The sequence below is a fragment of the Ferrovum myxofaciens genome, from assembly GCF_000735045.1.
In the GTDB taxonomy this organism is placed as follows: Bacteria; Pseudomonadota; Gammaproteobacteria; order Burkholderiales; family Ferrovaceae; genus Ferrovum; species Ferrovum myxofaciens.
Window position 1 is genome coordinate 1 of record NZ_JPOQ01000338.1, and the last position, 950, is coordinate 950.

Annotated in this window: 2 protein-coding genes; both read right to left on the reverse strand. The window is 46.2% G+C overall.

Going from position 1 to position 950, the window contains the following annotated elements; genetic code table 11:
- Positions 1–141: 141 nt before the first annotated feature.
- On the reverse strand, positions 142–366 hold the full coding sequence (locus IV91_RS0113905) for a hypothetical protein (protein ID WP_031599430.1): 225 nt from the start codon (positions 364–366) through the stop codon (positions 142–144).
- A gap of 362 nt (positions 367–728) precedes the next feature.
- A partial coding sequence (locus IV91_RS19330; protein ID WP_233418491.1) for a hypothetical protein occupies positions 729–950 on the reverse strand: 222 nt, incomplete at its 5' end.

Here is a 950-nt window from a genome sequence, read left to right on the forward strand (position 1 = left end):
TACTTTTATGTCAAGAAATTACACGTGTCAACAACCCTCGAATAAAGGCGAGGGTTGTTGACTGAGCTAGCCTAACTCTCTTATGCGTCAATATATGTCGTTTGAAATGTGTTCCGCCATTTTCAAGACCCTGCCCATTGCTTATGCTGCCTTCAGAACACCTGTTTTATCCTCCAGCCATATGAACGCGGTAACCTTGTGGTCGACACCCAGATACTTGCCTCTACCAACCACATATTCGATGCATGTGGTTATCAGGCGGGTACCCCGGTCATTCGTTACTGTTTCGTGGATGGTGCGTACGGCTACGACGGAAACTACTTGGTTGGGGCGCGGATTGCGCTCCGTGGGCTTGATGCGTCTCATTGCATACACTCCTTTAATAGTTGACGACCATACTGATTCAACTGGACGGACTAATCCCGCCGGTTTAATCGATCACGGTCATAAACTTATTAGATGTGCATGGGTGTGGTTCTCTATTTTGTCGATTCAGAAATGACTTTATGTCGGCGTTTGTCCGGTAAAAAATGCCTCCAATTTAAATTGGAGTTGTCATACGCTCTGTTCAGGATTTTTCCAAGGACAGCAGAGCCAAAGGTCGGTGTAACAATGACCTCCCTGAAAATGAGATCATTGTCCACCCAAGATCAGACGGAATGTGTCGCAGCAAGAGTGGGCGTTAACCGTATTCAGCATGTCACACAGAAGTTGACCTGATTATGTCTCTATCTCAGTGCGTACTGGAAAACTGTATGAATACACAGAATTCTGACCTCTTGCGAAAACCGATGAGGTGAATCATTGCGATCAACAGTACTTTGATTTCCGGGAATACAACAATTCGATCTGGCAGCGATGGTGCCAAGACTTGCCGTGGCGCTCATATGTGCAACTCCTTGTTCTGGAAAGAAACTGATGGCGCGCACTGAGATAGAGACATAATCAGG

What these genes read in the sequence shown, in the direction of transcription:
- IV91_RS0113905 (WP_031599430.1), bottom strand. Translation starts at nt 366, where the DNA reads ATGAGACGCATCAAGCCCACGGAGCGCAATCCGCGCCCCAACCAAGTA.